Origin of the sequence: Alistipes sp. DJF_B185 (assembly GCF_964250025.1) — a bacterium.
GTDB lineage: Bacteria > Bacteroidota > Bacteroidia > Bacteroidales > Rikenellaceae > Alistipes > Alistipes finegoldii.
Window position 1 is genome coordinate 1 of the sequence record NZ_CAXUDY010000032.1, and the last position, 4,043, is coordinate 4,043.

Annotated in this window: 6 protein-coding genes; all 6 read right to left on the reverse strand. The window is 33.3% G+C overall.

All coding sequences use genetic code 11. From position 1 onward, the window contains the following. Positions 1-128: 128 nt before the first annotated feature. Entirely contained in the window at positions 129-593 is a 465-nt protein-coding gene (locus ACESTR_RS15565) for an Imm21 family immunity protein (protein WP_004295263.1), read from the reverse strand. Positions 594-633: 40 nt separating this feature from the next. Continuing rightward, the gene (locus ACESTR_RS15570) at positions 634-1,146 is read right to left on the reverse strand and encodes an ankyrin repeat domain-containing protein (RefSeq protein WP_008763874.1); all 513 of its coding nucleotides are present in this window, start codon (positions 1,144-1,146) and stop codon (positions 634-636) included. A 73-nt stretch (positions 1,147-1,219) separates the two neighbouring features. Then, a complete protein-coding gene (locus tag ACESTR_RS15575) occupies positions 1,220-1,672 on the reverse strand; it encodes a DUF4265 domain-containing protein (RefSeq protein WP_016212891.1) in 453 nt (150 codons plus the stop codon). A 53-nt stretch (positions 1,673-1,725) separates the two neighbouring features. Further along, entirely contained in the window at positions 1,726-2,337 is a 612-nt protein-coding gene (locus ACESTR_RS15580; protein ID WP_008620122.1) for a hypothetical protein, read from the reverse strand. A gap of 65 nt (positions 2,338-2,402) precedes the next feature. Then, complete coding sequence (locus ACESTR_RS15585) at positions 2,403-2,966, reverse strand: hypothetical protein (protein ID WP_004295267.1); 564 nt, start codon at positions 2,964-2,966, stop codon at positions 2,403-2,405. 77 nt (positions 2,967-3,043) lie between these two features. Continuing rightward, positions 3,044-3,937, reverse strand: a complete 894-nt coding sequence (locus ACESTR_RS15590) for an immunity 22 family protein (protein WP_004319190.1) — start codon at positions 3,935-3,937, stop codon at positions 3,044-3,046. Positions 3,938-4,043 lie beyond the last annotated feature (106 nt).

Sequence of the window (4,043 nt, forward strand, 5' to 3'; positions counted from 1 at the left end):
GAAACTTATCAGAAATACTATGTTCCAATTCACCTCCAATAAAAACTTTCATACAAATTTGTTATCGTTAGTAATGTTTGGTGGCTAACCGACCTTTAAGGGGAGGTTGAGCCGCTTGTTAATCGTCTTTATTGGATTGAATGTATTATTAAAGATACTTCGTCTTTTTGATAAAGATAAGTTTTTATTATACAAGATGTTTTTTGTAATGATAAAAAAACTTTAACCGACGCTTCACAATAGGGAGACAAAGAATCAAATAGGACTAATTCAGTAGAATCCCATTTTACTTCAACTTCTTCTATCGGTTCTGCCCCAGTTACTATATCATTCTCCAGAAGTTTTTCCACCGTTAGATAATCGGGAGCATACTTCCAACGAATTATTAAAATTGCTCCATCTTTATTTACTATGCGTGTAGCCATCGGTTCATCTCCCATTACCAATAAGACATGATTGTCTATATAGATTTTCCCCAAGTAATCTGTTACGCTACATATAGCATTGTAGTTTTCTTGACCCTTCCATTGATGGGCATATTGTTGCTCAACAATGACAAATGGGCTTCCTGATGTTTCAATCCAATTATTCATATTTTTCTCAGCGATTAATGTTTGGCAGCGTGCCGCTTGTTCAGTCGGTTTGCTGTTTGTTATCGTTGTTAAAGAATCTTCTTACATCATAATTTGCGATAGTTCTTGCCAATGATTTAGGAGATACTCCATAGTTATTTTTTATATCGGGATTAGCCCCATTTTTCAAAAGTTGTTCGATAAAGAAGCCATCTCCACGGTATCGCATAACGGCTTCCCATAAAGGAGTATTCCCATTTACATTTTGTATATCCAAATCTGCATTGCTATTCAGGAGTATTTCAAAAATATCTTGTAGCTGACACTGAACAGAAAGATATAATGCAGTCCGTCCGTCTTTTCTTTTATCATTTATATCCAATCCTTTTTTTATAAATTCGGATATAATCACACCTGCTGGATGTACAATACTATCATAGTTCATTATATAATAATGAAGTAGATTACTGCCATATTTGTCTTTACTTTTTATGTCATAATCTATTAGAGTCTGCATGAACTTATTTGAGTTATCACTCAATAATTCAAGTTTCATATCTTCTATTGTTTTCATTTTTTTTATTCTAATGTTGACAACGATAATGTTCGGCAGCGTTCCGCTTATTCAGTCGATCTGCTGTTTGTTATCAACTTATATTTTGTCTGACAACACCATGTTCATAAGCCAAACTATCACATTCTTTTTGCATATTGGTCAGAACATCTTCGACCACTTTTAAGGAAACTTCTTGTGGTACATTTATGGATACGAATGAAGAGAGATTAGAAATCTCTACCTTGCATCCCATATCAAGTAGTTTGTCTCTGACCATCTGCATACGTTTATCGTTAAAATGTACCCTCAATGTGCTATTTCCAGAGGGATTCACTATGGATTGAAAATGATATTCGCCATCTTCTTCTGTAACACATATCTCATCCCCCAAACTGATTCCATAGGTATAGAATGGCACATTATCGACAATATAGGTATCATTACTTGCCTTTTTGCACCACAAACCTTCAATAGAAAATGGTGGATAGCCATCTTCATCTTGTTCCAAGTGGAATAGCACTTTTATATGTTTGTCTTTTTTCATTTTATTCATTAATAAGTTGATAATGTTCGGCGGATAATCTCTCTTACGGAGATTTATCCATTTGTTACCGATGTGCCATTTATTTCTATTTCTTTAAATTTTAAAAACTCATTTGCCTTATACAAATGAAGTAATTGCATTTTCATATTTTCATTGACAATGTTTTTATAAAAACCGTATTTATTCCACCCTTTTAAAAAGAACCCATCTACAGATGAAGGTATTTTAGACATATCTAACACAAGTGTACTCATGCATTCAAATTCTTCTCGTTTGGAATGAATATTGTCAACACAATCAATTACTTCATTAAAAATAATTGCCATATAATCAAGTGGGAAATCTCCATGTACTGAAACCCTTTTTAAAGAAATTCCTTTTATGGAGGACAATTCGTTTATATTCAATATATCTTCTCTGACAAGAAACAAATGGCTGACTTCAGCAAATTCTGGCATTCTTATTTGCCCAAATTCAGATATACTTTTAGCGATTAGCCCCTTACCTTTGATAAGAGCTTTTATCTGATACCTTTCCGATGAAGATGAATCTATAATTCTTTGAAAATTAATTTCTTTATCTTCATATATAAACTCCCACGAATATGTAATACATTTCTTCCATATTCGATTTTCTCCATTCAAGTATATTTTATACCATTTCATATTGTCATTGTTAATCGGTAATGTTTGGTGGCTAACTAACCTTTATAGGAATGTTCAGCCGCTTGTTATAATAAGTTTCCAATATCAAAGCCTAATTCTTTTAATACATTTGTTTGTTCTTTTTGGTATTCCAAAGTTCCACTATGGATAAAATCTTTATTTACAATATAGCTATTGGGGAAATCCTTGTAATACCTCATTAGAAAGTCTGGTATAATTTCATAAGTATTAAAACAAAATAAAATCTTACCGGATTTTACTAATCTAATAAACTCCTCTTTACTTTCACATTGATAAAGGTTCCCATCTTCATGAAAAACTCTACATTGATCAAGAAATAATTTCATGTTGAAATTAGCAAAATTAGCTAAATATTGAGGGCGTTGCCACCGTGCAATATCTGTACAGTTTGGAGATGATACGACTTTTTCCCATATACCTCGTTTTATAGGAAAAGAGTTACAGCTAAAATAGAGACGATAATGGGTTTGAGCAAATGTCTCTTCATTCAGTTCGCCTTCTAATGATGAAAAAACGCCATAACAGTCGTTTGTCAAAAGTCTTACATAATACAATTCACCACTTCGACCATTAATTTTATAAATTGCCCCCAACTCATATTTTGCCATAATGCTTTGATTTTTATTTATTATAATGTCCAGTGGATAATCGACCTTTAAGGGAAATTATCCGTTTGTTAGTCGCTTTATTCTGCAATATAAGTTTCCAAATATTGAATACCGTTGTAACTGTCTAATTCATCCACAAATTTTTTAGGTGTTTCATATGAATCATAATTTTTCTTCTTAATAAAGATTTTCTGATTCCTTTTGTTGTCCTTGAAACCATTGGGTATATAGCACACAATACAATTTGATGGCTTTATGTGGTATTCATCAATATCGGACTCAATATACCAGTCAAGGACAAGTTTGTTATCAATCATCATTCTAACAAGATTAAAAGGATTTTCGGGTTCATCCTTAATTTCCACAGTTAGAAATTCTGGATAGTAATACTTTATATTAATGTCTTTACAGAACTGACAGCGATGTTCCGGATTTGGGCGTTTCTTTGTACGACTTTCTTTGTAATCTCGTATTTCTTTCATGTATTCATCTTGATTGAAATACTCCATAAATTCTTCCCGACTTTTATCGGTTGTGCCAATCCAAATCATATATTCTAATCCAGCATTAGACCCTTGTACACCTTCAGGCGACAGTTCAAACTCAAACGTACCAAGATAAGTCATGGTTGTGGCATTCTCTGCCTTCTTAGGAGATATACCCTCACGACAATTATAGCAGATAACAGCATTTGCCATTGTAATATTTTTATCAGCCATCGACAGACTTATCTTTTGGGTATCAGCAGGAATAAGGTTAAGTAATCCTGCCAAGCCGTCAGATGTGAATTTCATAATAAGAAAATCCTCATCATAGTTCATTACACCAAGCTCCTTACAGAACTGGCAACGAAGTTCCTTATTGTCTTCATCATAATCTTTCCACCATTGACGGAAAGCCGATTGATCCATATATTTCTCAACGTCAGCTTCGGAATCGAATTGACCGACCCATATCATTATCTTACTCATTTTCTTTTTTTATTTTTCAAGCGACTAACGTTATACTATCAGCCGATTTGGCTGTTATTTTCTTTAAGTATCAGACCTCGTCTTCCTCCATCAACAGATCGTCCAA

Coding starts and splice junctions, on each gene's coding strand:
- ACESTR_RS15565 (WP_004295263.1), bottom strand. CDS start 593: ATGAATAATTGGATTGAAACATCAGGAAGCCCATTTGTCATTGTTGAG.
- ACESTR_RS15570 (WP_008763874.1), bottom strand. CDS start 1,146: ATGAAAACAATAGAAGATATGAAACTTGAATTATTGAGTGATAACTCA.
- ACESTR_RS15575 (WP_016212891.1), bottom strand. CDS start 1,672: ATGAAAAAAGACAAACATATAAAAGTGCTATTCCACTTGGAACAAGAT.
- ACESTR_RS15580 (WP_008620122.1), bottom strand. CDS start 2,337: ATGAAATGGTATAAAATATACTTGAATGGAGAAAATCGAATATGGAAG.
- ACESTR_RS15585 (WP_004295267.1), bottom strand. CDS start 2,966: ATGGCAAAATATGAGTTGGGGGCAATTTATAAAATTAATGGTCGAAGT.
- ACESTR_RS15590 (WP_004319190.1), bottom strand. CDS start 3,937: ATGAGTAAGATAATGATATGGGTCGGTCAATTCGATTCCGAAGCTGAC.